The following is a 26985-nucleotide window of genomic DNA, read 5'->3' on the forward strand; positions in this document are numbered from 1 at the left end:
CAGCTCTCCGTTGGGGCTGGACAAAAACGGCGGGCAGGAAAAGACCACTTAAATGAAGCCAAGCATCGCCCACCGTGATGCTGTTGGATGGATCAGGCCGGTCTCCGGGCTCATGAGTGGCGCCCTGTTGAGCAGGGCGAGCCGACGATGCGCCTTCCCATATCGCAGGCGATACAGTGGCAAAAGCAGCGTCTTGACTCATTTACCGTTGCGGGGGCAGCGCCGGGATCGTGGCCGCACTGTAGAAAAGTGCGCGCACTCACCGGCTTCCCTGTTTCACTCGGTCGACGGGTACGTCACAGAGCACCTGAAACAAGCGGCGAAGGTTAGTGGGTTGGGGGTACAGCGTCAATTAAAGCCGGCCATGCACTTGAACCATCGCCGCGCGCTGTACCTCTATGACTACAGGCATTGAGGAGAAAAACATGCACAAGACCCGACTCGCCGTACTGATCATGGCCGCAGGCGCACTCGCTGCCTGTGGCGAAAGCTCAACCTTGCAAGTCTCCGATGGCACCGGGCCGTCGCCCAAGCTGCCGGAACCGAACAAAACCCTGATCCCCACCGTCAACATCGCCCCGGCCATTGGCTGGCCCGATGGCGCCAAGCCGACCGCGGCTGCGGGCACCCAGGTCGGCGCCTTCGCCGAAGGCCTGGACCACCCGCGCTGGTTGTATGTATTGCCCAACGGCGACGTGCTGGTGGCCGAGACCAACGCGCCGCCCAAGCCGGATGACTCCAAGGGCATTCGCGGCTGGGTCATGGAAAAGGTCATGGGCCGTGCCGGGGCCGGCGTACCTAGCCCGAACCGCATCACCCTGCTGCGCGATGCCGACCATGACGGCGTGGCAGAAACCCGCACGGTGTTCCTGGAAAACCTCAACTCGCCGTTTGGCATGACCCTGGTGGGCAACGACCTGTACGTGGCCGACTCGGACAAGCTGCTGCGCTTTCCCTATCAACCGGGGGAAACCGCGATCAAGGCCCAGGGCACCAAGGTCATCGACCTGCCGGGCGGCCCGCTCAACCACCACTGGACGAAAAACGTGGTGGCCAGCAAGGATGGCAGCAAGTTGTATGTAAGCGTGGGTTCCAACAGCAACGTCGGTGAAAACGGCCTGGAAGCCGAACAGGGCCGTGCGGCGATCTGGGAAGTCGACCGGGCCAGCGCCAAGCAGCGGATTTTTGCTTCCGGGCTGCGCAACCCCAATGGCATGGCGTGGGAGCCACAAAGCGGCAAGCTATGGACGGCGGTCAACGAGCGCGATGAAATCGGCAGCGACCTGGTGCCGGACTACATCACCTCGGTCCAGGACGGTGGCTTTTACGGCTGGCCGTTCAGCTACTACGGCCAACATGTGGATGTACGGGTCACGCCGCAGGATCCGGACCTGGTGGCCAAGGCCATTGCCCCGGACTATGCCGTCGGGCCACACACCGCATCGTTGGGCCTGACCTTCGCTGAAGGCAACACGCTGCCGGCACAATTTGTCCATGGCGCGTTTATTGGCCAGCACGGCTCGTGGAATCGCAAGCCGCACAGTGGTTACAAGGTAATCTTTGTGCCATTTGCGGGGGGCAAGCCCAACGGCGCACCGGTGGATGTGCTGACCGGGTTCCTCAACAGTGATGAGAAAGCCATGGGCCGGCCGGTGGGCGTGGTGATCGACCAGCAAGGCGGCTTGCTGGTGGCCGATGATGTGGGGAATAAGGTGTGGCGGGTGTCAGCCGCTAAATAGCACCTGATGCCGGCTTGCCGACGATGAGGATCATTCTGGGCTCATCGCCGGCAAGGGGGTGACGGGGTTATTGCTGCTGCACCAGGATCACCGGGCTCGGCGCCACAAATACCCTGGCATGCATCTGCTCGTGCCCGCCGCCACGGCGCATGCCGCGCACCGGGCACGCATCGAGGTAATCCAGGCCCACCGCCAGTTTCAGATGCCGCTCCGGGCGGGCCAGTTGGTTGGTCACATCGAAGCTGTACCAGGCGTCATCCAGCCAGGCTTCGGCCCAGGCATGGCTGGCCAGGTGCTCGCTGTCCTCGCTATACAAATACCCCGACACATACCGCGTGGCGATCCCCAGGCTGCGCGCGCAGGCCAGGAATGCATGGGCGTGATCCTGGCACACCCCGGCACGCCCGGCGAACGCCTCGGCCGCACAGGTTTCCACTTGCGTGGCCCCCGGCACGTAGGCGATATGCTGGTTGAGGGCGTGCATCAGATCGATCAAGGCATTGCGATCCCGGCGTTTACCGCAGTGCTGCTGGGCAAAGGCGCGCAGGGCCTCGTCCGGCTCAGTCAGGCGCGTGCAACGCTGGAAAGGAAATGGCGACTGGCTGTCGTGCTCGGCCTCGCGCCACTCGTCAATATCCACTTGGCCTCGGGCGCCGATGACGATCGATTCGTGGGGCTCATCCAGGGTCAGCACATGCAGGATATTGCCGAATGGGTCCAACTGGGCCCGCACCGGACGTGGCAGATCCAGCTGCCAACTGAGCACATGCTGACGCTCGCTGTCGTGAGGGGTCAGGCGCAGGTATTGGATGCTGGCACGCACCTGGTCTTCATAGCGGTAGGTAGTTTCGTGGCTGATGGAAAGTCTCATGCCGCCTCCAGGTAGGAATGATGAATAGCGTTACCCAACTGGCGTACCAGCGGGATGAAGTCGGTCAGCCAGGCGTGCAGGCCTTCTTCAAGGATTTCGTCAATGGCGGTAAAGCGCAGGCGCGCGTCCATTTCGGCGGCCAGGCGCTGGGCCGGGCGGCCGTTGATGCCAGGCAGGCTGGCGAGGATCTGGTCGATTTCTTCGCTGCACGCGCGCAGGGAACGCGGCACATCGGCACGCAGCAGCAACAGTTCGGCCACCTGCCGGGCGCCGGGCGCATCACGATAGATCTCGGTGTAGGCCTCGAAGGACGACAAGGCCCGCAATAGCGCACTCCATTGGTAATAGGCGTGGGCGGTGCCATCAATCACCACGTCGGCCTGGTCGCCGGCCATCTCGTAGCGGGCGTCCAACAGGCGCAGGGTGTTGTCGGCCCTTTCGATAAAGGTGCCCAGGCGAATAAAGCGAAAAGCGTCGTTGCGCATGATGGTGCCGTAGGTGGCGCCACGAAACAGGTGGGATCGTTCCTTGACCCATTCGCAGAAACGGCTCATGCCATAGCGGCTCAGGCCCTCCTGGGCGATGACGCGAATATCCAGCCAGGTGGCGTTGATGTTTTCCCACATGTCCGCAGTAATTCGCCCACGCACGGCATGGGCACTGGCGCGGGCGGCGCCCAGGCAACTGTAGATGCTCGCCGGGTTGGCGGCATCCAGGGCAAAGAAGTGCAACAAACGCTCGGCATGCAACTCGCCGTGACGCGCGTGATAGTCGTCCAGGGTGCCGGTGATCAGCAGGGGCATGGCCAGTTCGTGCAGGCCATCGCCGCGCCCATCCTGGGGCATCAGCGACAGCGAATAACTGACATCCAGCATGCGCGCGAGGTTTTCCGCGCGCTCCAGGTAGCGCGACATCCAATATAAATCCGAGGCAGTTCTGCTCAGCATGGTTTCATTCCTCGACCACCCAGGTGTCTTTAGTGCCGCCACCCTGGGATGAGTTGACCACCAACGAACCCTCCCGCAGCGCCACACGGGTCAGCCCGCCGGGCACCACACGGGTTTCCTTGCCGGACAGGACGAACGGCCGCAGGTCGATATGCCGGGGCGCTATACCGTTTTCGACAAAGGTCGGGCACGTCGACAGACACAGGGTCGGCTGGGCGATGTAGGCATGGGGCTTGGCCTTGATCCGCGCACGAAAGGCTTCGATCTCAGCAGCCGTGGCAGCCGGGCCGACCAACATGCCGTAGCCACCGGAGCCCTGGGTCTCCTTGACCACCAACTGCGGTAGGTTCGCCAGCACGTGAGACAGTTCGTCAGGCTTACGGCACTGGAACGTCGGAACATTCTTCAGGATCGGCTCTTCATCCAAGTAAAAACGGATCATGTCGGTGACGAAGGGATACACCGACTTGTCATCCGCCACCCCGGTGCCAATGGCATTGGCCAGCACCACATTGCCCGAGCGGTAGGCGGCCAGCAGGCCGGGCACACCAAGCATGGATTCGGGGTTGAAGGCCAGCGGGTCGAGGTAGGCATCGTCGAGGCGCCGGTAGATCACGTCCACAGCCTTGGGCCCGTCGGTGGTGCGCATGAATACGCGGTCGTCGCGCACAAACAGGTCAGCGCCTTCCACCAACTCCACACCCATTTCCCGGGCGAGGAACGCATGCTCGAAGAACGCGCTGTTGAAGCGCCCCGGCGTCAGCACCACCACGCTGGGGTTATCCAGTGGGCTGGAGCTTTTCAGGGTATCGAGCAGCAGGTTGGGGTAATGATCGATCGGCGCGATGCGCTGGGCGGCGAACAGTTCGGGGAACAGGCGCATCATCATCTTGCGGTCTTCGAGCATATAGCTCACGCCGCTGGGGGTGCGCAGGTTGTCTTCCAGCACGTAGTACGTGCCGTCGCCATCCCGTACGAGGTCGACACCCGAGACGTGGGAATAAATATCGCGGTGCAGGTCCAAGCCCTGCATCGCCAACTGGTATTGCTCATTGGCCAGCACTTGCTCGGCAGGAATGATCCCGGCCTTGATAATTCGTTGGTCGTGATAAAGGTCGGCAAGGAACAGGTTCAATGCCTTGACCCGTTGAATGCAGCCTCGTTCGACAATTCGCCATTCGCTGGCGGGAATGCTGCGCGGGATGGTATCGAAGGGGATCAGGCGCTCGGTGCCCTGCTCGTCGCCGTACAGGGTGAAGGTGATACCCGCGCGGTGGAACAGCAAATCGGCTTCACGCCGACGCTGGGCCAGCAGCTCGGCAGGGGTTTGATCCAGCCAGCGGGCAAACTCGCGATAGTGAGGGCGGACCTGGCCAGCCTCATCGTACATTTCATCGTAATAAGTGCGGATCATGCCGAACTCCTTGTCACCCGGACGCAACGGACTGTCGCAAGGCCCGTGCCAGCGGCATAAACACTTAAGTATCAATTAGTTGGATATAGCCAAAGGCAGCACCGCACCGTCCTGGTGCAACAACCGCCCGGGCCTTGCCACTCGCGCTTCAAAGCGACGCAGGCATTGCCTATCACCAGCATAGCCAGAGTTGATTTCACTGCCCGGGAAAGCTTGCGGATAATCACGCTCATCCGCTGAACAGGATTCGTCCTACAGCATCACCTCGTCACCGCCGGTAATTTGCTTGTGCAAGTACCGACCGGTTCCCCTTCTTTCCGGTCTTCCCTTTTAGCCACCCTGCTCGGGTGGCTTTTTTTTGTGGAGGAATTTTCGCAATAAGTTCCAAGTACTTTGCCGCGCCACAAACAAAATCGGCCGACCCGAGGGTCAGCCGATACGCTGCTTTATTGATCATGTGTCTACATGGGTAACCCACGAACCTCGTGCTTCACGCCCCATCCCTCGATAATCCCGCCCAAGGGCTCGACTACCGCCTCAAAGTCCTGCTCGAAATCACCAATACCGTCGTAGGTGGCGAACATGACTTTGCTCAATTCCAAGAACCAGGCACCGTCATCCCGTGCACTGACCTGGGCATTGATCGACTCCCCACGAAACCGACCCGCAGCCCGGCGCGCACGTTCCTCATCCGGGAAAATGGCGTAGAACTCAATGGGGTGGAAGCGCGAGAAGTCAAAGCCGCCCTCTTTCATGCGGCGTAACACGTGGGTGCTGATGTCTTCTTGATAGGCTGTGCTCATGAAACGTCCTCCTAAACCGATGGATAGACTTTCCGTGCTTCCCAGAGCCTGCGCGCGAACGGCGCAGGTTGACGGCAATGACATCGCCGCAGGAAAACAAGCATGTAGCTGACAAGACCAGACCTTAGCGATTCATTCGCTGATCTCCCTTGCAGAGTAGCGCGAAGCTATCACCTCCACCAGCAGCGCTTTAAAGACGTACAGGGAATATTCAGGCGGCGGGAGAAATGTCGAGGATCTGGATACTGTTCTGGTCCTTCAAGCTCTTGACCGTCGGTTCGGCGATCCGGCCATCCAGGTCATTGAGGTCCAGCTTGGCGGGGATGGGCAGCAATTTGGCGCGAATCATCTGCGCCGCATCTTCGAGGCTGGGCTTTTGCGCACAGGCGAACAGCTCTACCGATTGCACGCCGTGATCGTCAACGAAGGTAACTTGCCAGTTTTGCATCAGTGCCTCCTCGATAAAGCCCATGGATGGGCTTACACATATCTGGACCTTGAGGGCACGGTGATCGTTCCACTCAAGGCAGGAGGCATATGATCGGTTGGGCTTACGGCTTCTCGGCCGCTGCCTTGAGGGCTTTCAAGGTGTTGAAAGGCGCTTCAACCACAAACTTGTTGGCCAGCCAGGAAGGCACGCTGCCACCTGGCTCGGTGTGAACCTGGTAGGTCACTTCGGTCTGGTCGGCGCCTTTGGGCGCCAATTTCCAGAAGCCTTCGACCTGGGCCACGCGCACATAGCCTTTCTCTTCCGGCAGATAGGTCGGCACTTCCAGCAGTTTGCGGGTCACGCTGCCATCGGCGGCCTGGGTGGTGGTGATTTCCAGGATCGAGTCACGATCGGTCACCGGGAACGGGGCCTTGAACTGGGTGTAGGTCCAGCTCTTGTCACCTTCCTTCTTGAGCAGCTTCTGCGACTTGCATTCGTGAATCCACTTACAGGCGCCGACGACATCGTCCTGTAGGGCCTGGATCTTGGCCAATGGCGCCTTGATCACGGTAACGCCGCGATACGCCTTGTATTTGGAGCCGGCCACTTCACTCAAGGCAACCTTGATACCTTCCTCATCCTTGGCAACCTGCCACTCTTCTGCCTGTGCAGTAGCTGCAAACAACACCGTAAAACCGCACAACACAGCCATTCGTTTCAGCGAACCCATTGTTGTATTCCTTATTGTTGAAGTTCTGACATTAAAGCCCACTAAGCCGCCGTCATCTGCTCCCACCAGCCGATCAACCTGATCGCTTCTTCCTGGCTACTACCACAGACCTCAAGATCCGCCGCAAAGGCACCGCACACCGCGGGCCGCTCAGGCTGGCCAAACAGTTGGCACAGCTGTTCGACCGACAGATGCAGGCAGCGTTCGCCCGCGGGTTTGCCATTGGGCATACCGGGCAGCGGCGAACTGATGGAAGGGGCGATACAACAGGCGCCACAGCCTTCACGGCATTTCATGACCAGCAGGTCCTCGACGACAAAGTGTTGATGGCCGGGCTAGAGTACGCCCTAAAACATTCGTTTTAAAATGGTCTAACAGAGGTTTTTCAAAGAAAACAAAAGTGACCGACCAGTCTGCGACAGAAGGTCAGTGGCTCAGGTCACTTTGGCGGGAAAGATTAATTCTTGAATTCAAAATCCAGGGCTGCGCCTTCTACATCGCGCCGCTCCTCATTGCGCATTTGCAACTGCATTTCGTTGCTCAGCAGGCGTCCGTTAATCTGGAATGCGCTGTTATCGACCGGTTTCTCGCCAAACATCGGCGGCAACAACGGCACGTTCTTGGGCTGCGGCATAGTGCCAAGGGGCTGCAGATGTCGGACCATTTCCTGGGGCAGGCTGAGGTCCAGTTTCGCCGGTGGTAGCTTGGTCTGGGCCACTTCACGGGCTGACTTGGACTTGCTGGCGATAGGTGCGCGCTTTTTTTCCTTGGCGGCTTTTTTAACCGGGGCGGCTTTTTTCGCCTGGACTGTTTTTTTCGCCGGCGCCGGCTTTTGTTCGGCAGCTGCCAGCACAACTGGCGCACTGGCAGGCGCTGCCACTACAGAAGTGGCGTTGCACAGGCTCGCCAGACAGATCAACAGCGCGGCAGGAAAAATAGAGGTCATATCGCCAACAGCATTAACGGCAGAAGGCCATATGCTCGCTTGTTGAGCGCGGCATGACAAGCGCGGTGATTAGCCAGCTACCGTTCAGGCCCCGTTTTGGCGCTTCAAAAACCGCCCGCTGCCTCCTGGCACAACTGGTTGGCCAGCATCCCCAGGGTCATCAAGGCGCGCTCGGCTTCACGATTCCAGGGTGTGCCGCAATTGAGCCGAATACAGTGGTTGAACTGTTCCGTATTGCTGAAGATCAGCCCCGGCGCAATGCTGATGCCCTGTTGCAGGGCGCGCACGTGCAACTCCTGGGTATTGACCCGCCCCGGCAGGCTGACCCACAGGATAAAACCGCCGGTCGGCCGACTCATCTGCGTGCCCTCCGGGAAATACTGCTGCACCGCCAATTGGAAGGCGCTGAGGTTCTTGCGGTACTCCTGGCGAATGTAACGCAGGTGCCGGTCGTAGCCGCCATTCTCCAGGTACGCCGCCACGCCCATCTGCGTCACGCTGCACGCCGAGTGCGTGCTGAACATCTGCAGGCGCTGGAGCTCTTGCTGGTACTTGCCGGCAATCATCCAGCCGATACGCACGCCGGGGGACAGGGTCTTGGAGAAGCTGGAGCAGTAGATCACCCGGTCCAGGCGGTCATAGGCCTTGAGGGCCTTGGTGCGGCCCAGCTCGAACATCAATTCGCCGTAGATATCGTCTTCGACGATCTGGATATCGAAATCCGAGGCCAGGCGCAGCAACTGTTTCTGCCGTTCTTCCGGCATGGTGCCGCCCAGGGGATTGCTCAGGCGCGTGGTCAGCACCAGGGCCTTGATCGACCATTGGTTGGCCGCCAGTTGCAGGGCTTCCAGGCTCATGCCGGTGGCGGGGTCGCTGGGGATTTCGATGACCTTGAGGCCGAGCAGATCCGCCAGTTGCAACAGGCCGTAATAGGTGGGGGACTCAGCGGCGATCAGGTCACCGGGACGGGTCAGCACCCGCAGGGACATCTGCAATGCGTCAACACACCCGTGGGTGATCACCACCTCGGACGGGTCGACCACCACGCCGGCATCGCGCATGCGGATCGCGACCTGGCGTCGCAGCGGCTCAAAGCCTGGGCTGAACATATAGCTGAACGCCCGCGGGCTCTGGAAGCGCGTGACCTTGGCCAGTTGCTGGTGCAGTGCGCGCACCGGCAGGTAGTCGACACTGGGCACGGCGGCGCCGAGCGGGAACACCCCTTCGCGCCGGGACTCGACCAATACCTGTTGAATGATACTGCTGCGGGTGACCAGGCCCGGGCGCTCGACCCGCGCGATATCCGGCGTTGGTGCGGTCAGGGCCGGCGTCTGGTGCACGTAATACCCGGACTGCGGGCGTGCGCGGATCAGCCCCTGGTCCTCGAGATTGGCGTAGGCCTGCAACACTGTGGCATGACTGACATTGAGCTGGGAGCTCATCTTGCGCACCGAAGGCACGCGCTCACCCGGCTGATAGACACCGCGCCGGATATCCTCAGCCAATTGCTGGGCGATACGTTGGTAAAGCAAGAGATTGGTCATGACGCAGCACTCGATTTCACGGGTATTTTATTTTTGTGTGAAACATACCGGCACAGTTTAGAAGTGTACGGGGACAGTTGCCACAATAGTCGAGGATGGGCGCCAGTGATAGAGAAAACTGTATGGGTTGAGAAGGCAATTGCAGGCATGAAAAACCCGATCGAGGATCGGGTTGCGGGGCGAGACACACGGCATATTCCCTGGGGGAGCTGGCTTGCCAGCTCCCACAAGAACTGAGATTCAGCGCGCAGCGCCGAGCTGGCCCTTGTCGTCGGAAAAGACGATTTCCACACGCCGGTTCTGCGCACGCCCCCGTTCGGAAGCATTCACTTCCACCGGGTACTGATCGCCATAACCTTCTACCTGGATGCGTTTGTCATCAATGCCCAGGTCAACCAGTACATCCGCCACGGCCTGCGCCCGGTCGCGGGACAGTTTGAGGTTTTCCTGCTCGCCGCCGGTACTGTCGGTGTAGCCCTCGATCCGCACTACCCGCTTGGGGTTCAGTTGCAGGAATTGCACGATCTTCAACACTGTACGGTTAGCCGAGTTTTTCAGTTCTGCCTGGCCGGTGTCGAACAGCACGTCGCCCAGGGTCATCACCAGGCCGCGATCGGTCTGGGTGGTGGTCAGGCTGGCAATTTGCTCTTCGAGCCACTTGCCCTGTTGCTGCACGCTCAACAACTTGGCCTCGCGCAGCGCCAATTGCAGACGTTGGCGCTCCAGTTCGAGCTTGGCCGCACGCTCTTCGTTGAGCACCAACTCGGTATGCTCGCGGGCAATCGCGCTGTAGCGCTGGCTCAGGTAGGCGTAATGCACCACGTCGCCACCGCTGCCCCAGTAGCTGGACAGGCGGTCGGCGCGGGCCAGGGATTCACCGGCGCGGATCACGTCCTTGGGCGCGATGCGCAGCACGTTGGAGTCTTCCTTGACCTTCTGGAAGTCGCTGCCAGCCTGCTGCAACGCGATATCGCTATTGGGGTGGTTGGCACAGCCGGCGAGCACCACGCTGCTCAACAGCAGCCCACAGGTCAGACGGATCATTGGGCATCTCCCAGCTGTTTGCGCAGGCGGGTGATACGGATCTCGAGGACATTCAACTGTTCCTGACTCTTTTGCGTCAGCACCCGCGCCTCCGCCAGGCGGGCATCCAGTTCGGCCTGTTCAGCCTGCATGCGGGCATCCTTGTAGGATTGGTCAGCCATGTCGGCCTTGGCCTGGGCCAGCTTCGTCTCGGCGAGTTTCAACTCGGGCACGTCGTCAGCCACGGCCCCCACGGCGGCGGCTTGCTCCAAGGCTTGCTGGGTCAGGCGCATTTGCTCATTCGGCGCAGGATCTGCGGCACAGCCCGCCAGCGTTACTACGGCGAGGGCGGCGAAAAGAGGTCGAATAGTCACTAAAAATCCCTACTTTGTTGGGGTGCCGACGGGTTGCTGCAACTGCGTCTTCCAGCGTTCGATATTGCGCTGCAACGCGGCTTCCGTCAGACCGGACGCGGCCAATTCTGTCATCTTTTTGGCGAGCTGTCCGCGCAACCACGGATCATTGCAGGCCGAGTTGTGGGAAATCGCCAGGAACAGCCCCGGCTGGTCAATCGGCAGTTCCCGGGCCAGCAGGTCTTTGCTCATGCCCAGGGTCTGGGCCATGGCCATGCCGGAGTAACGTCCGGCCAGCACGTAGTCCACTTCGCCCAGCAGCAGTTTCTGCAAGGCCGGGGTCACGGTTGGCAGGCGTTCCAGGGTCAGGTGTTCGCTGGCAAAGGCTTCAAATTCAGGGGACAGGCGCGCCCGCTCCGAGACTGCGCCCTTGTGGCCATGCAGGTCGGCCGCGCTGGTATAGACCAGGGGCGAGTCAACGCGGGTCCACACCCGATAATCGGCCTGCATCAGCGCCGGGTGGATGTAGTCCAGGGTCTCCAGTTCGCTGACACTCAACGGCGCATCGACCAACATGTCCATGCGCCCGCTGCGCACTTCCTCCAGGGCCAGAGAACGCTTGCCGCCGTACAGCAGGTCGATTTTCAGTCCCAGGTCCTTGGCCACTTGCTGCAACACATCGGCGTTGGCGCCGATCAGGTGGGTGGGGGCTTGCGGGTCGCGCCACAGATAGGGCGGCGCATCCGGGCTGCCGGTCACGACCAGGCGCTCGCATTTGCCGGCCGCGACAGACAAGGTCGGCAGCAGTGACAGGCCCAGCAGTACAGTCCAGCGGCGCAGTTCCATGGCGTGGTTTCCCGATCAAATAGTTGCGTGCAAAAAAAAGCCCGGTCATAAGACCGGGCTCTTTATAAGTGAAGCGGCTGGTTTAGACCAGCTTCTCCAACTCAGGTACGGCTTCGAACAAGTCCGCCACCAGGCCGTAATCAGCCACCTGGAAGATCGGTGCTTCTTCGTCCTTGTTGATCGCAACGATCACTTTGGAGTCTTTCATACCGGCCAAGTGCTGGATCGCGCCGGAGATACCGACCGCGATGTACAGCTGTGGCGCAACAATTTTGCCGGTCTGGCCAACCTGCATGTCGTTGGGTACAAAACCTGCGTCGACGGCCGCGCGGGAGGCGCCGACCGCAGCGCCCAGCTTGTCGGCCAGGGCATACAGGTGCTTGAAGTTGTCACCGTTCTGCATGCCACGCCCGCCGGAAACGACGATCTTGGCAGCGGTCAGCTCAGGACGATCCGACTTGGCCAGCTCTTCGCCAACAAAGCTGGAAGTGCCAGCGTTGTGGACAGCAGCCACCGCTTCAACGGCAGCCGAACCACCTTCAGCTGCAACCGGGTCGAAACCGGTGGCGCGCACGGTGATCACTTTGATGGCGGCGGTCGATTGCACGGTGGCAATGGCGTTACCGGCGTAGATCGGGCGCTTGAAGGTGTCGGCGCTTTCGACCGAAACGATCTCGGAGATCTGGTCAACGTCCAACTGCGCAGCAACGCGCGGCAGGATGTTTTTGCCGTTGGAGGTGGCGGCAGCCAGGATGTGGCTGTAGCCAGCGCCCAGTTCTGCAACCAGTGGCGCAACGTTTTCAGGCAACTGATGCGCGTAGGCAGCGTTGTCGGCGGCCAGTACTTTGCTCACGCCCGCGATTTTCGCGGCGGCTTCAGCCACCGCACCCACGTTCTGGCCAGCGACCAGGACGTGGATATCACCACCGATTTTCGCAGCAGCGGCAACGGTGTTCAGGGTGGCCGGGGCCAGCACCTTGTTATCGTGTTCGGCGATTACGAGGATAGTCATGATCAGATCACCTTCGCTTCGTTTTTCAGTTTCTCGACCAGTTCAGCCACCGACTTGACCTTGATACCCGCGCTGCGTGCAGCTGGCGCTTCGACTTTGACGGTCTTGTTGGTGGAGGCGGTGGAAACGCCCAAAGCATCCGGAGTCAGCACTTCAAGCGGCTTCTTCTTGGCTTTCATGATGTTTGGCAGGGACGCATAACGCGGCTCGTTCAAACGCAGGTCGGTGGTGACGATGGCCGGCAGTTTCAGCGAAACGGTCTGCGCGCCGCCATCGATCTCACGGGTCACGGCAACGCTGTCGCCAGACACTTCGACTTTCGAGGCGAACGTGCCCTGGCCGTAACCGGTCAGTGCAGCCAGCATCTGGCCAGTCTGGTTGTTGTCGCTGTCGATGGCTTGTTTGCCGAGGATTACCAGCTGCGGCTGTTCCTTGTCGACAACGGCCTTGAGCAGCTTGGCAACGGCCAGCGAAGTCAGGTCTTCAGCGGATTCGACGAGAACGGCGCGATCGGCACCCAGCGCCAGGGCGGTACGCAGCTGCTCTTGAGCAGTGGTCGGACCGATGGAAACGACGACGATTTCAGTCGCAACACCTTTTTCTTTCAGGCGTACGGCTTCTTCCACGGCGATTTCGCAGAAGGGGTTCATCGACATTTTGACGTTAGCCAGATCGACGCCGGAATTGTCCGCCTTGACGCGAACTTTCACGTTGTAATCGACAACGCGTTTGACAGCTACAAGAACCTTCATGGATTCCTCGTTACTCTCCGGTGAAAAGGAAGCCGCCCGGATAAACCTGGCGGTAGATGCTCAACGGCGCACAAGGGCACCTCTAAAAACGCAGGCCGTCATGACAGGTAACGTTGCACGTACTCAATAATAAAGACCGTTCGTCAGCGGTGACTGACAAGTCATTCATCGTCGCAACGTGTAAACTGCGCGCCAGCATTACGTGCGCGTCAACCTGTAAGAGCATTGCCTTGTCTTTGGACGTGGCCTTGAAACCGGCAGTCCGCCTACGAGAAGCGCAAAACCGACCGTATATTGACCGGAACACCTTTTCCGGTCAATACAGCAAAATGGTCAGATATAAGCCGCGTTGCTTTGATTTACCTAGCTCGCGGGCAATTCAAACAAACGTTTGTATTGGACGCTGAGAGTGGTGTAGATATAATGCGCCACCTAGAGAGAAAGGTGGGTCGTCCCCTGCCCCTTTGTAAGAAATTGGCGCAGAAGACGACAGATAAAACACCGAACCTCCACCCATTAGAAAAAAAACTGTTGAGCCTTGAGTAGGAGATAGCCTGTGGAACGCGAATACATGGAATTCGACGTGGTCATCGTCGGCGCAGGGCCGTCGGGCCTGTCTGCCGCCTGCCGACTGAAGCAGAAGGCCGCCGAAGCCGGTAAGGAAATCAGCGTCTGCGTGGTCGAAAAAGGCTCCGAAGTCGGTGCACATATCCTGTCCGGTGCCGTGTTTGAACCACGCGCCCTGAATGAATTGTTCCCGGACTGGAAAGAACTGGGCGCCCCGCTCAACACCCCGGTGGTGCGCGACGACATCTATGTACTGCGCAGCAGCGACAGCTCCACCAAGGTTCCAGACTTCTTTGTGCCCAAGACCATGCACAACGAAGGCAACTACATCATCTCCCTGGGCAACTTGTGCCGCTGGCTGGCCCAGCAGGCAGAGAACCTGGGCGTGGAAATTTACCCGGGCTTCGCGGCCCAGGAAGTACTGTTCGACGAAAACGGCGTAGTGCGCGGGATCATCACCGGCGACCTCGGCGTCGACCGTGAAGGCCACCCAAAGGAAGGCCTGTACACCCCCGGCATGGAACTGCGCGGCAAATACACACTGTTCGCCGAAGGCTGCCGTGGGCACTTGGGCAAGCAACTGATCCAGCGCTTCAACCTGGACAGCGACGCCGACGTGCAGCACTACGGCATCGGTCTCAAGGAAATCTGGGAAATCGACCCGGCCAAGCATCAACCAGGCCTGGTGGTCCACACCGCCGGCTGGCCGCTGGACATCATGAGCAACGAGAACACCGGTGGCTCGTTCCTCTATCACCTGGAAAACAACCAGGTGGTGGTAGGCCTGATCGTCGACCTGTCCTACAGCAACACCTTCCTGTCGCCGTTCGATGAGTTTCAGCGCCTCAAGCATCACCCGGTGCTGGCCCAGTACCTGGAAGGCGGCAAGCGCATCAGCTACGGCGCGCGCGCCCTGGCCAAGGGCGGCATCAACTCGCTGCCGAAGATGGTATTCAAGGGCGGCGCCCTGATCGGTTGCGACCTGGGCACGATGAACGTGGCCAAGATCAAGGGCAGCCACACCGCGATGAAGTCCGGCATGCTCGCTGCAGATGCAGTGGCTGATCGCCTGTTCGCCGAGTCCGAAGGCGGCGATGAACTGACCGCCTACGTCGACAGCTTCAAAGCCAGCTGGCTCTACGAAGAACTGTTTGCCACCCGTAACTTCGGCCCGGCGATGCACAAGTTCGGCCCGATCATCGGTGCCGGCTTCAACTGGTTCGACCAGAACATCCTCGGCGGCAAAATGCCGTTCACCCTGCACGACACCAAGCCGGACTACGCCTGCCTCAAACTGGCCAAGGACAGCCAGAAGATCGATTACCCCAAGCCCGACGGCAAGCTGAGCTTCGACAAGCTGAGCTCGGTGTTCCTCTCCAGCACCAACCATGAAGAAGAGCAGCCGTGCCACCTGAAGCTCAAGGACCCGAGCATCCCCATCGGCACCAACCTGCCGCTCTACGATGAGCCCGCGCAACGCTACTGCCCGGCTGGCGTGTACGAAGTGATCACCCAGGAAGACGGTGAGAAACGCTTCCAGATCAACGCCCAGAACTGCGTGCACTGCAAGACCTGCGACATCAAGGACCCTTCGCAGAACATCACGTGGGTTACGCCGGAAGGCGCGGGTGGGCCGACTTACCCGAATATGTAAGCCATCTGCTTGAACGTGAGGCTCTCCACTGGAGAGCCTTTTTTATGGCCGACACAAATCTAATGTGGGAGCGGGCTTGCTCGCTCCCACATTTGGATAGAGGTATCTCCGGGATTTATGCCGCTCGCTCTTCACCAGGGTTGCGCAGGAAATAGCGCTTATATTCCCGACTGAACTGCGACGTACTCTGATACCCCACGTTATGCGCTGCCTGCGCTACCCCCATGCCTTGTGCCAGCAACAACTGCTGGGCCTTGAGCAGGCGCAAGCGCTTGAGGTACTGCACCGGCGACAACAAGGTGCAGCGCTTGAAGTGTTCATGGAATGTCGACGCACTCATATGCGCATAACCGGCCAGGGTCTCGATGTTCAGCGGTTCGGCGTAATGGGCATGCAGGTGATTCAATGAGGTGGCAATCCGCGAGAACTGCCCCTGCTGTTCCACCAGCGCCCGCAGTACATCGGCCTGTGGCCCACGCAAGGCGCTGAACAATAATTCCCGTACTCGTGCCGGCCCCATGATCCGCGCTTCCAGTGGATCGTGCAGGCACTGCAACAGCCGCTCGACGCAACCACGCATCGCGTCATCGAGCACCACCGAGCTCATCGACTCCAACGTCTGCGCCGCCGGCGGCGGGCCGGCCTGCATGCCCATGGCCATCACCAATTCGCCCAGCACCACCCGATCAATACCTACGGTAACGCCATACAGCGGGGCATCGGCGGCCATGGCAAACGTCTCGCACTCGAACGGCACCGGCATCGCCTGGATCAGGTAATGCCCGGCGCCGTATTCCAGGGTACGCGGCCCCAGGTAGGCGAGCTTGCTGCCCTGGGCCACGAACATCAGGCTCGGCTCATAGATCTGCGGCCCGCGCGCCACGTCGCAACTGGCGCGGAGCACCTTCACGCCCGCCAGATGGGTCGGGGAGAAACCGTCGCAGGGCGTAAGCCCCTCAATCAAGGAAACCAGCGCAGCGTTGGCATCGAGATGGCGGGTCAACAACATGGCAAAAAACTTCGCGAAAAAGGGATAGGAACATCATCGCAGGTCTGGCGGCCAATGAATCCAATCCACGGGCACTCCCGGACGAATAGGCATGAGACTCGGAGCATTTGCCATGTTCGCCCACAGGGTCCACGCGCAGAATTCGCCACCTCTCCCGCCCAAGCTTTTGCGAGGTTTTCACCATGTACACCGCCATCGGCTACGCCGCCCAGTCGGCCACCACTCCCCTCGCCCCCATGTCCTTCGAGCGTCGCAGCCCGCGCGCCGATGACGTGGCAATCGAAATCCTGTACTGCGGCGTCTGCCACTCCGACATCCACCAGGCGCGCAACGAATGGGGTATCGCCGTGTACCCATTGATGCCGGGCCACGAGATTGTCGGCAAGGTCACTGCTGTCGGCGCCAGCGTCACCGCCCATAAGGTTGGCGACCTGGTCGGCGTGGGCTGCATGGTGGATTCGTGCCGCCACTGCCAAGCGTGCAAATCAGACCTGGAGCAATACTGCCTCGAAGGCCCGACCATGACCTACGCCACCCCGGATCGCGTGGACGGCAGCAACACCATGGGCGGCTACTCCGACAGCATCGTGGTCAGCGAACACTTCGTGGTGAAGATTCCGGCCAAGCTCGACCTGGCCAGCGCCGCACCGCTCCTCTGCGCGGGCATCACCACCTACTCGCCGCTCAAGCACTACGGGGTCAAGGCCGGCGACAAAGTCGGGATTCTCGGCATGGGTGGCCTGGGCCATATGGGCATCAAGTTTGCCAAGGCCATGGGCGCCGAAGTCACGCTGTTCACCCGCTCGGCGAGCAAGGCCGAGGAAGGCCGTCGCCAAGGCGCTGATCATGTGATCGTGTCCACCGATGCCGAGCAGATGAAGGCCGCAGCCGGCAGTTTCGACTTCCTGCTGGACACCATCCCGGTGCAGCACGATCTGAACCCGTACCTCGATGTCCTGCGTTTTGATGGCGTGCATATCCTGGTGGGCCTGATCGAACCGGTCGACCCGCCGGTCAATGCCGCCAAGCTGGTCTTGGGTCGTAAAGTCCTGGCCGGCTCGCTGATCGGCGGCATTGCCGAAACCCAGGAAGTCCTGGATTTCTGCGCCGAGCACGGCATTACCTGCGACATCGAAATGCTCGATATCCGCCAGATCAACGAAGCCTTTGCGCGCATGATTGCCGGCGACGTGAAGTACCGTTTCGTGATCGACATGGCCACCTTGAAGGCCTGATCAGGCCTTGGCCCCCAACTCCGCTGACAGCCGGGCCGCGACCTGTTTGACCACAGGAATCAGCTCGGCCATTTTTTCCAGCGGCATGTAGGGCACCGTACTGGCGATGCTGATGCCGGCGATAATCCGTCGGCTGGCATCGCGCACGGGTGCGGCCACGCAGCGGATCGACGGCTCGTTGTCTTCCAGGTCGAAGGCATAGCCGCCCGCCACATACTCTTTCATGCGCTGCTCGAACTGCTCCCAGGATTGCTCCGGGTGCTGCGGCCAGTGCAGGTTTTTCCCGCCTATCGGCAAGCTGGCCTGATACAGGCGCTGCCATTCTTCTGGCGTGTCATCGAGCAGCAAGGCCTTGCCGATCCCGGTGCGCGCCAGGGGCATGCGGTGACCGACGCGGGAACGCATTTCCGGGCCATTGCGACCAGGATTCTTGTGCAGGTACAGCACCTCGTCGTACTCACGGATCGCCAGGTGGATGGTGTCGCCGGTCAGCGCCGACAGTTCATCCAGATAGGGTATCGCCAGCGTCACCAGCGGCAGTTCTTCCCGCGCCTGGAACCCCAACTCGATCAGCTTGGGCCCCAACAGGTAACCGACTTGCGGCACCACCCGCAGGTAACGCTCATCCACCAGGCAACTGGCCAGGCGATGCGTGGTGCTGCGGGTGGTGCCGATGCGCCGGGCAATCTCCTTGAGATCCCGCGCCCCCGCCGCCACCGCCTGCACCACGCCCAGGCCGCGCAGCAAGGTCTGGGTGCCGGTGGGCGCGGGGTCTTTGGCGGGGATCGCTGGGTTTTCCTGCATGTTTGGGCCTATCTAGAAATGCGAAAGCGGCGGCCATTATGGCAAATGCCGGGCCGCAAGACAGGGCCGATCTCAGCCTTGGGCAAACTCACGCAACGCATCGCCTTCCATGCGGTAGCGCACCCATTCTTCCTGGGGTTGGGCGCCGATGGATTTGTAGAAGGCAATGGCCGGCTCGTTCCAGTCCAGAACGCTCCATTCGAAGCGCCCACAGCCATTGTCGTAGGCGATCTTTGCCAGGTGGCGCAGCAACTTCTTGCCCGCCCCGCCGCCGCGCTGTTCCGGGTTGATGTACAGGTCTTCCAGGTACAGGCAGTTGCTGCCCAGCCAGGTGGAATAGCTGAAGAAGAACACCGCAAACCCGATCGGCAAGCCGTCACGCAGGCAGATCAGGCCATGGGCGGTAGCGCCTTCGCTGAACAGGCTGCGTTCGATGTCCACCACGCCGGCGATCACTTCGTGGCGAGCTTTTTCGTATTCGGCCAGCTCGGTGATGAAGGTCAGGATCTGCGCAGCATCGCTGGGCACGGCGGGACGAATCTCGATGGTCATGAACAGGCCTGCGGCTAAAAATAAAGGACACATACTAAGGCCCTTTGATAACCGTTTGCAGGGTTTTATGCACGCAGTTACTCCGTAACTGCAGCAATGTTGGCACCTGTAACCGCAGAACAAATGGTGCAATCGCGCGTGGTAAAAAGTCCGCCATAAATCCAACAGACGCCCAGGTTTGCCCATGCCCCCTACTGCTCCCGTTGGAGGAAAACTCTGCATCGCCTTGCTCAATTGGCTGATTACGCTGGCGCGCCTGATCTGGCGCCGGGCTTCGAAACACAAAATCTTACAGGTGAGCTGACACCGTTCGTCGTGATCCAGGCACCAACAATATGAGCGGGCGGACCAACCTAAGGTAAGGACTTTATTCCTATGGAGGCTCCACCATGAATACTTCCAAAGTGACTGCCCTCGCCCTCGCCGGTTTGCTGTCTGCGGTTTCCCTGGGCAGCTTCGCCGCGTCCGACCCTTCCACCGGCAAGACCGACCCGATTGGCAGCCCGCCCAACCCTGCCACCCAAGAGAGCAAAGACTCCATGGGCACCGGCCTGGATACCAATGGCGGAGCCATCATCCAGAACGGTGCCGACCCCCGCACCCAAGGCAATGACGGCAACCGCCAGGGCCTGGGTACCGATGTGGAGAACGGCAAGATCGGCCCCGGCAAGAATGCCGCCCCAAGCGGCAACGATGACAACCTGCCCGGCGCACCGAAACAACCTTGACCCCTTGGTCGACAGACGAACACTACCCCACCACTGACCCTGAGAGGTATGCATGAACGTCGATAAAAACCTGGAGAAAGAAGTCCTCACCCGCCTGCTGCACGCGCACCCGAACGGTTTGGGTAAGGAGGTGCTGGATAACTACCGGGGCGAAAAAGTCGTGGCCAGCACCCTGGCCACCCTTCAGGACCGTGGACTGATCAAGGAAGGCCATGTGACCTGCAACGAGGCTGGCGAACATGCGCTGCACCTGCCGATCAAACTGACGGCCTCTGGCGTGGACGCCGCCCGCAAGCTGGAAAGCCAACCGTAGCGGCTGTCGAGCCCTGGCGAGGCTGCGTCGCCCCTCGCCAGGCATTACCTACAGCGTTGGGCGTTGCGCGGCCACCAGCAACATCATCGGCCGCTCCAGCTCCTCCGCCAACTCAGGCCGGGCCACAAGGCCCGCGGCACTCGGACCCCATTCTTCAATATGGCTCAGGCTCAAGCCTGCCTTGATCAACAGGTTGAGCAGAGTGCCCAGGGTACGGTGCTGCTTGATCACGCCCTTGGCCAGCCAGTCGGTGACCCGCGGTCCTTCCAATTGATAACTGTCCAGCAGCCAGCTTCTGCGGCCTTGCTCATCGACCTGCCAGCCCGGCTGGCGGGGTGCCATGAAGATCGGGTGCTCGATGGAAAAAACCAGCCGCCCTCCCGGTTTCAAGGCCCTATGAATGCGGGCAAACAGCCCGGGCAGGTCGGCGATGTAGTGAAAGGCCAACGAGCTGTAGGCCAAGTCGTAAGCAGCATCGGGTAGATCAAGTTGTTCGAGGTCGGCAATGGCATAAGTAATGGCCGAGGATGACGTCATTTCCTTCGCCCGCGCCAGCATCTTCTGTGAGACGTCCAGCCCCAGCACCTGTTCGGCGCCCTGCTCCTGGGCCCAGCGGCTGAACCAGCCATAACCACAGCCCAGGTCCACCACCTGCAAGCCCCGCATCGGCGGTAACAACGCCTGCAACGCGGGCCATTCCGGCGCGCCTGCCAACCCTTGCAGGGAGCGGCCCATTTGACTGTAGCCAGCGAAAAAGGCCGGGGTATCGTAGATATTCTGCGTCATGCCAGTATCAATCCCTGGGCTCCAGGCCTATCGGAAAGAACACCCCGCCACTCCAGATGCCCAGCCAACTCTCGCCTTCGATCTGGCGCGTCACCGCCAAGTCCACCAATTGGTAGAACACGTTGCGATGGACCAGTGCCTCAAGGTTATTGCGCACCAGCACGTAGGGCGAAGGTTCCTGGGTGTGGGGAGCGATCACCACCCGTAGCGGGTGCGCCGGGCCGGCTTCGATCAGGTCTTCGACATTGGAGGTAAACCGCAGGAGCTGGCTTTCGCCCTGCCCCTCGACCTCCAGCGACACCGCCACAAAAGGCGCGTCATCCACCTTGATCCCAACCTTTTCCACCGGTGTGATCAGAAAGTAATCATCGCCATCGCGGCGGATGATATTGGAGAACAGCTTGACCATCGGTTTGCGCCCGATGGGCGTGCCCAGGTAATACCAGGTGCCATCACGGGCGATACGCATGTCGATATCGCCACAGAAATCCGGGTTCCACAGGTGAACCGGTGCAGGTCCCTTGCCCTTGGGCAACTGTGCCAACAAATCATTGGCCTTGGCCGAACCCGTCATGCTGTTCTCCTTTGAATTATTGGTCGCTCATGCCCAGCAGGCTGCGGGCGTACTGGCGCAGCGGTGGGCCAAGCAAATCTTCGGGTTTGTTGTCGTGGAACGTCAGTAAACCGCCACGACTGCGGATCCGTGCAGTATCGATCAAATACTGGGTGCTGGTCTCGATCAACATAATCTGGATCACACCGCTGTCGACACCCAGCCGGTCGAGGGCTTCCTGGTCGGCCCACTCATCCGCATTGCCGATGCGATCATCGGCCTTGGCGAACCGCGTATACAACAGGTAATGGGCGCCTACCTCGCGGGCTTCGGCCATGGCCTGCTCCAGGCCTTCCGGGGCGCGGGCGCGGCGGACCATGGGGAAGTATTCGATGAAACCGTTGAAGGCTTCTTCGGCCACCACATTGGGCCGCGGATAGGCACTGCCCGGCGGCGTGAACGCGCCCTGGGCGATAAACACAAAGGAATCGGGCTGAATGCGAACCGAGTTGGAACGGCGGGTATCGCTGTGGTCCAGCAAGCCGGCATCGCTCATCTGATAGCGAGTGCCTTCGGCCATATCGCTGACTGTCATGCAGCCACCCAGCGCGAACGACGCCAGCAACAAAACCAGACTACGCATCCTATCCTCCAGAGGCCGGTGACGGAAAACCGGCGAATGGGCACAAGATGCAGATTTTGCGCCAGCTTGCCTGGCTAGCCGCCAATGATCTTCATCACCGTCGCCCCGCCCGAAAACGCCACTTCCTGCTTATCGCCCAAGGCCTTGACCAGCAAGCCCTGTAACGCCGGCAGGGCCTGATGGCGCGGCTTGTCCAACAGGTCGCCGACATAGTGCCGGTTGCTCGACGAAAGGCAGCCGTGCAGCCACCCCGTGGAAGACAGCCGCAGGCGCGAACAGGTTCGGCAAAACGGCACGCTTTCATTAGCGATCACGCCGAAGAAGCCCTGGCCGGGAATTTCATAACGCACGGCGGTGGCGTCCACGGGGGCGTCGGCCTGCAGATATTCGTGATGCTCGCCAATCAGGCTCAGCAGTTGTTGCAGGCTGACGAATTGCTGCAGGAAGGCGTTGGAGTCGCTGGCCAGATGGCCCATGCGCATCAACTCGATAAAACGCAGTTCATAACCGCGCGCCAGGCAATATTCCAGCAGCGGCATGACCTGGTCGAGGTTCTGCCCGCGCAGCGGCACCATATTGACCTTGATCTTGATCCCCGCTGCACGAGCCTGGTCCATGCCATCAAGGACGGTGGCCAGGTCGCCACCCCGGGCGATCCCGCGAAAGGCATCGGCATCCAGGGTGTCAAGGGACACATTGATACGGCGAATGCCGGCATCGACCAGCAATGGCAACTTGCGCGCCAGTAACTGGCCATTGGTGGTCAGGCTGATATCGCTCAAGCCCATCTGCCCGACGGCCCGCATGAACGTTTCGAGCTTGGGGCTGACCAGTGGCTCGCCGCCGGTAATGCGCAGGCGATCGATGCCCGCCGCCTCGATCAGGTAGGCCACGCCACGCGCCATGGCTTCGGCCGAGAGTTCGTCCTGCGCAGCCACCAGCCGCTTGCCGTTGGGCACGCAGTAGGTACAGGCGTAATTGCAGGCTGAGGTCAGGCTGATCCGCAAATTGCGAAAACGCCTGCCTTGACGATCAACGATCATGGATCACTCCGGCAGCGGATAATTCGGGCGCGCTAAAACCTGACTCATAAATCAGATTTTAGCAAGGTCCTTGCCTGAGTATATTCCTGGGTTACTACATAGGGCAGTAAATCAGCCGGCCATTGTCCGGGTGAATGCCTTATGTGGCAGGCGTCTCGGGGTTCGGCAGCTCGGTGCTGTGCTTGCGCTTGTTGCCCATGCGCACGCCGATGTCCATCAAGAACTGGAAGAAGCCTTCCTGATCTTCCAGCACGTTGCTCCAGAATGGCGAGTGGTACAGCGCCACCGCGCCATGCACCAGGGCCCAGGCGGCGCAGTAGTGGAAATAAGGCGGCACATCTTCCAGCTTGCCTTCGCTGATGCGGCCCTTGATCAGCAGGGTCAGGCGCTCGAAGTTCGAGGCACGGATCTTGTGCAACTCCTCGACCATTTCCGGCACCTGGTGGCCCTTGACCACTTTTTCTTCCAGGCGGTCGAACAGGCGGTAGCGCTGCGGGTCGCGCATGCGGAACTCAAAGTACGCCCGGGACAGCGCTTCCTTATCCTTGTCGACGTCGGCCGAGTGCAGCAACTCGTTCAAATCGCGCTCGTAGTCGAGCATCAGGCGCAAGTAGATCTCGGCCTTGGACTTGAAGTGTTTATAGATGGTGCCTTTGCCGATACCCACGGCATCCGCAATCATCTCGACGGTGACGCTGTCTTCACCCTGTTCGAGGAACAATTTGAGCGCGGTGTCGAGAATTTCCTGCTCACGGCGGCGAAACTCACGGACCTTACGGGGTTCTTTGTGCATAGAAAGAGGTCTGCAGAGGTCAGTATTGGAAGGGTTCGATGCCCCGATGACGGAACGTTTTACCCGGTGCGAGGGATTATCCCGACTGAACGGTCGTTGGGCAACGTCTATATGAACAACCCATACACTAAACTTACAGCGCGCCAACGAATCAGGCGATGCGGGTCAGAAATTAAACGTCGATTCGCGCAATGTATTGCCGCTCAATGAGAACTCAAGCGAAGCGCACGTATTCCAAATCTGTTTAAAAAACGACCAGATGCGGCTGGACTGCACGGGATACTGATCAATACTTCATCTGTCGGTGTGACATCTCCCCCAAGTGAAACACCGATATGGGTACCAACGGACCGCGTACCCTTGTTTACTCCTAATGGTCTTAACCCGGATTCCCCCCCCAGAACCCGGGTTTTTTTTGCCTGCAATTCAGCGAACGTGCGCCAGGGGGAACAGACGCTTGAAGTTCTCGGTGGTCTGCTCGGCAAAACGCTCCACCGACTCGCCGCGCAACATCGCCAGGTAATCCGCCACATCCCGCACATATTCCGGCAGGTTCGGCTTGCCGCGATGAGGGATCGGCGCCAGATATGGCGAGTCGGTCTCCACCAGCAGACGGTCGGCGGGCACCTGGCGCGCCACATCACGCAGGGCCTCGGCGTTGCGGAAGGTGACGATGCCCGACAGGGAAATATAGAACCCCAGGTCCAGGGCCGCCTTGGCCATCTCCCAATCTTCAGTAAAACAGTGCAACACACCCGCCTGGGGCAGCGCCGCTTCGCGCAGCAGGGCCAGGGTGTCGGCGCGGGCGCCACGGGTATGCACGATCACAGGCTTGCCGGTCTGCTGCGCCGCTTGCAGGTGCAGGCGGAACGAGGCCTGCTGCAGGTCGGCGGCCTCCGGCTCGTAGTGGTAATCCAGGCCTGTCTCGCCGATGGCCACCACTCGCGGGTGATTGAGTTCGTCCAGCAGCCACTCCAGGGCCGGGGCTTCGCCAGGCTTGAGATCCAGAGGATGGATGCCCACCGAGCAATCTACATCGGCATAGCGCTCGGCCAGGGCCTTGACGTCGGCGGCGTTCTCGGCGCTGACACCGATACACAGGAAGTGCCCGACCCCACGCTGGCGCGCAGCCTCGAGGGCAGCATCCAGGGAGCCGTTGTGGGCGGCGAGGTCGAGGCGATCAAGGTGGCAATGGGAATCTACGAGCATAAGAAGTTACAACTTGCGTCACAGGAAGTGTCTGGCCGACGAAACATCCGTCGACCCCGAGAATATCAACGTCGGCCGAGCAACCCGACCCACTGCACCAGCAGGGCCTCGAGCAACAGCACGCGGTTCAGGTTGGCCTTGCCCAGGACTTTCTGGCGCTGGGCGAGGATCCAGTCCTGAATGTTCAACACCTTGTCTTGGGCACTCTTCTGCGCCAGGTATTGCACGACCTTGCGCATGTCCATCAGGCCCAGGCCGTTTTCGTCCTGGGTCAGTTGATAGCGCAGGATCAGGCTGGACCAGTCGCAAAACCAGTCAAACAACAACAACAGCGGCACATCTTTCCAGCCTTCGGCCAGTTGCGTGGCGGAATGCTCTTGCTTGAGCAGCTTCTTCACCCCGTCGACCACCAGCGCGCGCTGCTCGCGCACGCCCTGGGCCTGCAAGCTGACCGCAGCCAGGGGCGAGCCGGCCGCCAGGGTCAGCAACTCGACCCGCTCCTGCTCGCTGCACTCGGGCAAGGCCTGGCCCAGCCACTGCAAGCTCATGGCCTCGCTCGGCAACGGGCAGGCCTGCTGCACGCAACGACTGCGGATAGTCGGCAGCAGGCGGCTGGATTGGTGGCTGACCAGCAGCAGCACCGTATCGCCGGAAGGTTCCTCAAGGCTCTTGAGCAAGGCGTTGGCGGCGTTGATGTTCATCGACTCCACCGGCTCGATCAGCACCACCTTGCGCCCGCCCATCTGCGCGGTCTGTACCACGAAGCTCACCAAGTCGCGCACCTGGTCGACCTTGATCGCCTTGTCGGCCTCCTCCGGTTCCAGCACGTAGTTGTCCGGATGGCTGCCGGCCTTGAGCAGCAGGCATGACTTGCAGTGCCCGCACGCCTCCAGCCCAGCCGGATTCTGGCACAGCAAGCGTGCCATCAAGCGCTCGGCCAGGGCGCGCTTGCCGATGCCTGCCGGCCCATGGAGCAAATAGGCATGGGCGTGCTGGGCGCGCCCGGCCAATTGCTGCCACAGGCTGTCCTGCCACGGATAGGCTTCAGCCACGGTAAAGCTCCAACAGTTTGGGTAGCAGCGCATCGATGGCCTGCTGCACCTGCTCCAGCGGCTGCGCGGCATCCAGCAGGCAGTAGCGCGACGGCGCAGCTTGGGCACGCTGCAGGTAAGCCGCGCGTACCGCCTCGAAAAACCCCCGGCCTTCCAGCTCGAAACGGTCCAGGCGCCCACGGGCACTGGCCCGGGCCAGGCCGACGTCTACCGGCAGGTCGAAAACCAGGGTCAAGTGCGGGCGCAGGTCACCCTGGACGAAGGTCTCCAGGGTCGCGATGCGTTCCAGGGACAGGCCGCGGCCAGCGCCCTGATAGGCGTAGGTGGAGTCGGTGAAACGGTCGCAGATCACCACCGCGCCACGGGCCAGGGCCGGGCGGATCACCTCGGCCAGGTGCTGGGCACGTGCGGCAAACACCAGCAACAGCTCGGTGTCGGGGTTCATGACCTCGTCGCCAGTGGCCAGCAGCACCTCGCGGATTTTTTCCGCCAGGGGCGTGCCGCCAGGCTCGCGGGTCAGCAGCACCTCGATCCCTTCGGCCCGCAAGCGTTCGGCCAGGTATTCACGGTTGGTACTCTTGCCGGCGCCTTCCGGGCCTTCCAGGGTAATAAACAAGCCAGTCACAGGCAGTCC

General features: G+C 60.7%; 30 protein-coding genes and 1 riboswitch. Of the genes, 5 read left to right on the forward strand and 25 right to left on the reverse strand.

What is annotated here, in order from left to right; all coding sequences use genetic code 11:
• Positions 1 to 78 precede the first annotated feature (78 nt).
• Positions 79 to 326: riboswitch (cobalamin riboswitch) on the reverse strand.
• Positions 327 to 425: 99 nt separating this feature from the next.
• Positions 426 to 1739 carry a PQQ-dependent sugar dehydrogenase gene (locus tag ACO77H_RS20170; RefSeq protein WP_432754489.1) on the forward strand — a complete coding sequence of 438 codons (1314 nt, stop codon included), beginning with the start codon at positions 426 to 428 and terminating at the stop codon, positions 1737 to 1739.
• Between the two features lie 67 nt (positions 1740 to 1806).
• Here ACO77H_RS20170 and ACO77H_RS20175 read toward each other — a convergent pair whose 3' ends face one another.
• The 14 genes from ACO77H_RS20175 to ACO77H_RS20240 form a co-directional block, all read right to left on the reverse strand.
• The gene (locus ACO77H_RS20175) at positions 1807 to 2610 is read right to left on the reverse strand and encodes a transglutaminase family protein (protein WP_169955241.1); all 804 of its coding nucleotides are present in this window, start codon (positions 2608 to 2610) and stop codon (positions 1807 to 1809) included.
• A complete protein-coding gene (locus ACO77H_RS20180; RefSeq protein ID WP_169955240.1) occupies positions 2607 to 3557 on the reverse strand; it encodes an alpha-E domain-containing protein in 951 nt (316 codons plus the stop codon). Before ACO77H_RS20180 ends, ACO77H_RS20175 begins: the two co-directional genes overlap by 4 nt.
• Positions 3558 to 3561: 4 nt before the next feature.
• Complete coding sequence (locus tag ACO77H_RS20185; protein ID WP_170042593.1) at positions 3562 to 4971, reverse strand: circularly permuted type 2 ATP-grasp protein; 1410 nt, start codon at positions 4969 to 4971, stop codon at positions 3562 to 3564.
• Between the two features lie 461 nt (positions 4972 to 5432).
• Complete coding sequence (locus tag ACO77H_RS20190; protein ID WP_029299641.1) at positions 5433 to 5774, reverse strand: ribonuclease E inhibitor RraB; 342 nt, start codon at positions 5772 to 5774, stop codon at positions 5433 to 5435.
• Between the two features lie 211 nt (positions 5775 to 5985).
• Positions 5986 to 6222, reverse strand: a complete 237-nt coding sequence (locus tag ACO77H_RS20195; RefSeq protein ID WP_262377002.1) for a hypothetical protein — start codon at positions 6220 to 6222, stop codon at positions 5986 to 5988.
• A 103-nt stretch (positions 6223 to 6325) separates the two neighbouring features.
• Entirely contained in the window at positions 6326 to 6934 is a 609-nt protein-coding gene (locus ACO77H_RS20200; RefSeq protein ID WP_170042592.1) for an START domain-containing protein, read from the reverse strand.
• Positions 6935 to 6975: 41 nt separating this feature from the next.
• Positions 6976 to 7230 carry a YkgJ family cysteine cluster protein gene (locus ACO77H_RS20205; RefSeq protein ID WP_076961156.1) on the reverse strand — a complete coding sequence of 85 codons (255 nt, stop codon included), beginning with the start codon at positions 7228 to 7230 and terminating at the stop codon, positions 6976 to 6978.
• Positions 7231 to 7391: 161 nt separating this feature from the next.
• Positions 7392 to 7880 (reverse strand): translation initiation factor 2, encoded by a 489-nt coding sequence (locus ACO77H_RS20210; protein WP_432754490.1) that lies wholly within the window; start codon positions 7878 to 7880, stop codon positions 7392 to 7394.
• Between the two features lie 104 nt (positions 7881 to 7984).
• Complete coding sequence (locus ACO77H_RS20215; RefSeq protein WP_169955234.1) at positions 7985 to 9424, reverse strand: PLP-dependent aminotransferase family protein; 1440 nt, start codon at positions 9422 to 9424, stop codon at positions 7985 to 7987.
• A 240-nt stretch (positions 9425 to 9664) separates the two neighbouring features.
• Entirely contained in the window at positions 9665 to 10468 is an 804-nt protein-coding gene (locus ACO77H_RS20220; protein WP_432754491.1) for an OmpA family protein, read from the reverse strand.
• Positions 10465 to 10821, reverse strand: a complete 357-nt coding sequence (locus ACO77H_RS20225) for a DUF4398 domain-containing protein (RefSeq protein WP_432754492.1) — start codon at positions 10819 to 10821, stop codon at positions 10465 to 10467. The genes ACO77H_RS20220 and ACO77H_RS20225 overlap by 4 nt, the downstream gene beginning before the upstream one ends.
• Positions 10822 to 10830: 9 nt before the next feature.
• Entirely contained in the window at positions 10831 to 11646 is an 816-nt protein-coding gene (locus ACO77H_RS20230) for a substrate-binding periplasmic protein (protein ID WP_432754493.1), read from the reverse strand.
• A gap of 82 nt (positions 11647 to 11728) precedes the next feature.
• Positions 11729 to 12658 carry an electron transfer flavoprotein subunit alpha/FixB family protein gene (locus ACO77H_RS20235; RefSeq protein WP_169955230.1) on the reverse strand — a complete coding sequence of 310 codons (930 nt, stop codon included), beginning with the start codon at positions 12656 to 12658 and terminating at the stop codon, positions 11729 to 11731.
• Between the two features lie 2 nt (positions 12659 to 12660).
• A complete protein-coding gene (locus ACO77H_RS20240; protein WP_169955229.1) occupies positions 12661 to 13410 on the reverse strand; it encodes an electron transfer flavoprotein subunit beta/FixA family protein in 750 nt (249 codons plus the stop codon).
• A 556-nt stretch (positions 13411 to 13966) separates the two neighbouring features.
• Between ACO77H_RS20240 and ACO77H_RS20245 the strand changes: the two genes are divergently transcribed.
• Entirely contained in the window at positions 13967 to 15631 is a 1665-nt protein-coding gene (locus tag ACO77H_RS20245) for an electron transfer flavoprotein-ubiquinone oxidoreductase (protein WP_169955228.1), read from the forward strand.
• 115 nt (positions 15632 to 15746) lie between these two features.
• Here ACO77H_RS20245 and ACO77H_RS20250 read toward each other — a convergent pair whose 3' ends face one another.
• The gene (locus ACO77H_RS20250; protein ID WP_169955227.1) at positions 15747 to 16640 is read right to left on the reverse strand and encodes an AraC family transcriptional regulator; all 894 of its coding nucleotides are present in this window, start codon (positions 16638 to 16640) and stop codon (positions 15747 to 15749) included.
• A 182-nt stretch (positions 16641 to 16822) separates the two neighbouring features.
• Here ACO77H_RS20250 and ACO77H_RS20255 point away from each other — a divergent pair, with 182 nt between their 5' ends.
• Positions 16823 to 17875, forward strand: a complete 1053-nt coding sequence (locus ACO77H_RS20255) for an NAD(P)-dependent alcohol dehydrogenase (protein ID WP_169955226.1) — start codon at positions 16823 to 16825, stop codon at positions 17873 to 17875.
• On the opposite strand, the gene ACO77H_RS20260 is transcribed toward ACO77H_RS20255, so the two are convergent.
• Positions 17876 to 18679 (reverse strand): IclR family transcriptional regulator, encoded by an 804-nt coding sequence (locus tag ACO77H_RS20260; protein ID WP_169955225.1) that lies wholly within the window; start codon positions 18677 to 18679, stop codon positions 17876 to 17878.
• Positions 18680 to 18751: 72 nt separating this feature from the next.
• Positions 18752 to 19231, reverse strand: coding sequence for a GNAT family N-acetyltransferase (locus tag ACO77H_RS20265; protein WP_169955224.1), 480 nt, complete (start codon positions 19229 to 19231; stop codon positions 18752 to 18754).
• Between the two features lie 389 nt (positions 19232 to 19620).
• Between ACO77H_RS20265 and ACO77H_RS20270 the strand changes: the two genes are divergently transcribed.
• Positions 19621 to 19959: a hypothetical protein gene (locus ACO77H_RS20270; protein ID WP_057439593.1), complete on the forward strand. Its 339-nt coding sequence runs from the start codon at positions 19621 to 19623 to the stop codon at positions 19957 to 19959.
• Between the two features lie 52 nt (positions 19960 to 20011).
• Positions 20012 to 20272: a hypothetical protein gene (locus ACO77H_RS20275; RefSeq protein WP_169955223.1), complete on the forward strand. Its 261-nt coding sequence runs from the start codon at positions 20012 to 20014 to the stop codon at positions 20270 to 20272.
• Positions 20273 to 20320: 48 nt separating this feature from the next.
• Here ACO77H_RS20275 and ACO77H_RS20280 read toward each other — a convergent pair whose 3' ends face one another.
• The 8 genes from ACO77H_RS20280 to tmk form a co-directional block, all read right to left on the reverse strand.
• Positions 20321 to 21058 carry a class I SAM-dependent methyltransferase gene (locus ACO77H_RS20280; RefSeq protein ID WP_432754494.1) on the reverse strand — a complete coding sequence of 246 codons (738 nt, stop codon included), beginning with the start codon at positions 21056 to 21058 and terminating at the stop codon, positions 20321 to 20323.
• Positions 21059 to 21065: 7 nt separating this feature from the next.
• A complete protein-coding gene (locus ACO77H_RS20285; RefSeq protein WP_432754495.1) occupies positions 21066 to 21632 on the reverse strand; it encodes a DUF1285 domain-containing protein in 567 nt (188 codons plus the stop codon).
• A 16-nt stretch (positions 21633 to 21648) separates the two neighbouring features.
• On the reverse strand, positions 21649 to 22254 hold the full coding sequence (locus ACO77H_RS20290; protein WP_038442470.1) for a DUF4823 domain-containing protein: 606 nt from the start codon (positions 22252 to 22254) through the stop codon (positions 21649 to 21651).
• Positions 22255 to 22328: 74 nt separating this feature from the next.
• A complete protein-coding gene (locus ACO77H_RS20295; protein ID WP_170056938.1) occupies positions 22329 to 23297 on the reverse strand; it encodes a GTP 3',8-cyclase MoaA in 969 nt (322 codons plus the stop codon).
• A gap of 139 nt (positions 23298 to 23436) precedes the next feature.
• Positions 23437 to 24090 (reverse strand): TetR/AcrR family transcriptional regulator, encoded by a 654-nt coding sequence (locus tag ACO77H_RS20300; RefSeq protein WP_169955218.1) that lies wholly within the window; start codon positions 24088 to 24090, stop codon positions 23437 to 23439.
• Between the two features lie 426 nt (positions 24091 to 24516).
• Positions 24517 to 25299 carry a TatD family hydrolase gene (locus ACO77H_RS20305; RefSeq protein ID WP_169955217.1) on the reverse strand — a complete coding sequence of 261 codons (783 nt, stop codon included), beginning with the start codon at positions 25297 to 25299 and terminating at the stop codon, positions 24517 to 24519.
• Between the two features lie 65 nt (positions 25300 to 25364).
• Complete coding sequence (locus ACO77H_RS20310; protein WP_432754496.1) at positions 25365 to 26351, reverse strand: DNA polymerase III subunit delta'; 987 nt, start codon at positions 26349 to 26351, stop codon at positions 25365 to 25367.
• The gene (gene tmk, locus ACO77H_RS20315) at positions 26344 to 26976 is read right to left on the reverse strand and encodes a dTMP kinase (RefSeq protein WP_169955215.1); all 633 of its coding nucleotides are present in this window, start codon (positions 26974 to 26976) and stop codon (positions 26344 to 26346) included. The genes ACO77H_RS20310 and tmk overlap by 8 nt, the downstream gene beginning before the upstream one ends.
• Positions 26977 to 26985: the final 9 nt, after the last annotated feature.

This window comes from Pseudomonas sp. WMBT8 (assembly GCF_050916005.1).
Taxonomy (GTDB): domain Bacteria; phylum Pseudomonadota; class Gammaproteobacteria; order Pseudomonadales; family Pseudomonadaceae; genus Aquipseudomonas.

Bases quoted from the DNA above. Each gene is read 5' to 3' on its own strand.
- ACO77H_RS20280 (WP_432754494.1), bottom strand. From the start codon at position 21,058: ATGACGCAGAATATCTACGATACCCCGGCCTTTTTCGCTGGCTACAGT.
- ACO77H_RS20200 (WP_170042592.1), bottom strand. From the start codon at position 6,934: ATGGGTTCGCTGAAACGAATGGCTGTGTTGTGCGGTTTTACGGTGTTG.
- ACO77H_RS20290 (WP_038442470.1), bottom strand. From the start codon at position 22,254: ATGCGTAGTCTGGTTTTGTTGCTGGCGTCGTTCGCGCTGGGTGGCTGC.
- ACO77H_RS20275 (WP_169955223.1), top strand. From the start codon at position 20,012: ATGAACGTCGATAAAAACCTGGAGAAAGAAGTCCTCACCCGCCTGCTG.
- ACO77H_RS20205 (WP_076961156.1), bottom strand. From the start codon at position 7,230: ATGAAATGCCGTGAAGGCTGTGGCGCCTGTTGTATCGCCCCTTCCATC.
- ACO77H_RS20255 (WP_169955226.1), top strand. From the start codon at position 16,823: ATGTACACCGCCATCGGCTACGCCGCCCAGTCGGCCACCACTCCCCTC.
- ACO77H_RS20305 (WP_169955217.1), bottom strand. From the start codon at position 25,299: ATGCTCGTAGATTCCCATTGCCACCTTGATCGCCTCGACCTCGCCGCC.
- ACO77H_RS20285 (WP_432754495.1), bottom strand. From the start codon at position 21,632: ATGACGGGTTCGGCCAAGGCCAATGATTTGTTGGCACAGTTGCCCAAG.
- ACO77H_RS20180 (WP_169955240.1), bottom strand. From the start codon at position 3,557: ATGCTGAGCAGAACTGCCTCGGATTTATATTGGATGTCGCGCTACCTG.
- ACO77H_RS20175 (WP_169955241.1), bottom strand. From the start codon at position 2,610: ATGAGACTTTCCATCAGCCACGAAACTACCTACCGCTATGAAGACCAG.
- ACO77H_RS20170 (WP_432754489.1), top strand. From the start codon at position 426: ATGCACAAGACCCGACTCGCCGTACTGATCATGGCCGCAGGCGCACTC.
- ACO77H_RS20195 (WP_262377002.1), bottom strand. From the start codon at position 6,222: ATGCAAAACTGGCAAGTTACCTTCGTTGACGATCACGGCGTGCAATCG.
- ACO77H_RS20210 (WP_432754490.1), bottom strand. From the start codon at position 7,880: ATGACCTCTATTTTTCCTGCCGCGCTGTTGATCTGTCTGGCGAGCCTG.
- ACO77H_RS20270 (WP_057439593.1), top strand. From the start codon at position 19,621: ATGAATACTTCCAAAGTGACTGCCCTCGCCCTCGCCGGTTTGCTGTCT.
- ACO77H_RS20300 (WP_169955218.1), bottom strand. From the start codon at position 24,090: ATGCACAAAGAACCCCGTAAGGTCCGTGAGTTTCGCCGCCGTGAGCAG.
- ACO77H_RS20240 (WP_169955229.1), bottom strand. From the start codon at position 13,410: ATGAAGGTTCTTGTAGCTGTCAAACGCGTTGTCGATTACAACGTGAAA.
- ACO77H_RS20185 (WP_170042593.1), bottom strand. From the start codon at position 4,971: ATGATCCGCACTTATTACGATGAAATGTACGATGAGGCTGGCCAGGTC.
- ACO77H_RS20215 (WP_169955234.1), bottom strand. From the start codon at position 9,424: ATGACCAATCTCTTGCTTTACCAACGTATCGCCCAGCAATTGGCTGAG.
- ACO77H_RS20295 (WP_170056938.1), bottom strand. From the start codon at position 23,297: ATGATCGTTGATCGTCAAGGCAGGCGTTTTCGCAATTTGCGGATCAGC.
- ACO77H_RS20260 (WP_169955225.1), bottom strand. From the start codon at position 18,679: ATGCAGGAAAACCCAGCGATCCCCGCCAAAGACCCCGCGCCCACCGGC.
- ACO77H_RS20190 (WP_029299641.1), bottom strand. From the start codon at position 5,774: ATGAGCACAGCCTATCAAGAAGACATCAGCACCCACGTGTTACGCCGC.
- ACO77H_RS20220 (WP_432754491.1), bottom strand. From the start codon at position 10,468: ATGATCCGTCTGACCTGTGGGCTGCTGTTGAGCAGCGTGGTGCTCGCC.
- ACO77H_RS20230 (WP_432754493.1), bottom strand. From the start codon at position 11,646: ATGGAACTGCGCCGCTGGACTGTACTGCTGGGCCTGTCACTGCTGCCG.
- ACO77H_RS20250 (WP_169955227.1), bottom strand. From the start codon at position 16,640: ATGTTGTTGACCCGCCATCTCGATGCCAACGCTGCGCTGGTTTCCTTG.
- ACO77H_RS20265 (WP_169955224.1), bottom strand. From the start codon at position 19,231: ATGACCATCGAGATTCGTCCCGCCGTGCCCAGCGATGCTGCGCAGATC.
- ACO77H_RS20235 (WP_169955230.1), bottom strand. From the start codon at position 12,658: ATGACTATCCTCGTAATCGCCGAACACGATAACAAGGTGCTGGCCCCG.